Annotated in this window: 1 tRNA gene and 2 rRNA genes; all 3 read left to right on the top strand. The window is 45.4% G+C overall.

Annotation, left to right across the window (positions count from 1 at the left end):
- Window positions 1-310: ribosomal RNA gene (locus A3712_RS23750) — 16S ribosomal RNA — on the top strand; the annotation flags it as partial.
- A 78-nt stretch (window positions 311-388) separates the two neighbouring features.
- A tRNA-Ala gene (locus A3712_RS23745) sits at window positions 389-464 on the top strand.
- Window positions 465-758: 294 nt separating this feature from the next.
- Window positions 759-1,130 (top strand): 23S ribosomal RNA (locus A3712_RS23740); the annotation flags it as partial.

Below are 1,130 nucleotides of genomic sequence, written 5' to 3'. Positions count from 1 at the left end.
TACAATGGCGCATACAGAGGGCGGCGAACTTGCGAGAGTGAGCGAATCCCAAAAAGTGCGTCGTAGTCCGGATTGGAGTCTGCAACTCGACTCCATGAAGTCGGAATCGCTAGTAATCGTAGATCAGAATGCTACGGTGAATACGTTCCCGGGCCTTGTACACACCGCCCGTCACACCATGGGAGTGGGCTGCAAAAGAAGTGGGTAGTTTAACCTTTCGGGGAGGACGCTCACCACTTTGTGGTTCATGACTGGGGTGAAGTCGTAACAAGGTAGCCCTAGGGGAACCTGGGGCTGGATCACCTCCTTATACGAAGATATTCACGATAAGTGTCCACACAGATTGATACGGTTTAGAAAGTTAAGAGTAGGAAATACTTTTCCAGATGGGGCTATAGCTCAGCTGGGAGAGCGCCTCGCTGGCAGCGAGGAGGTCTGCGGTTCGATCCCGCATAGCTCCACCATCTTTAAGTGTTCTTCCTTAAGAATCTTTAAAAATGGTTATTTCTTTTGAAATATCTAGCTCTTTAACAATTTGGAAAGCTGACTGATTAACTCTAAGAGTTAATCAAATTAAAAGTTCTCAATGTTTATCCTTTGGATAAACACAACACAAACACATTCAAGTGTCTTGTATTCGATTCAAATCTAATTTGAATCACATTGAGTCCGGCAAACACGTAATAAGAACTAACCCTTCTTATTACAACCAAAAACCTTGGTTAGTTGCCATACACTAAGACCCTTTCGGGTTGTATGGTTAAGTGACTAAGCGTACACGGTGGATGCCTTGGCAGTCAGAGGCGATGAAGGACGTATTAACTTGCGATAAGCCCAGATTAGACAGTAAAAGTCATTTGAGTCTGGGATTTCCGAATGGGGAAACCCACTTACAGAAGTAAGTATCTTGTTGTGAATACATAGCAACAAGAAGCAAACCGGGGGAACTGAAACATCTAAGTACCCCGAGGAAGAGAAATCAACCGAGATTCCGAAAGTAGCGGCGAGCGAAATTGGATTAGCCCTTAAGCNTTTAATGAGACAGACGAAGGCTCTGGAAAGTGCCGCAATAAAGGGTGATAGCCCCGTAGGCGGCATCTCATCATCAGTGAAAACGAGTAGGGCGCGAC

Origin of the sequence: Vibrio sp. HI00D65 (genome assembly GCF_001635455.1) — a bacterium.
GTDB lineage: Bacteria > Pseudomonadota > Gammaproteobacteria > Enterobacterales > Vibrionaceae > Vibrio.
Note: the sequence above shows the minus strand (reverse complement) of the source record. Positions and strands in the feature narration are given on the sequence as shown.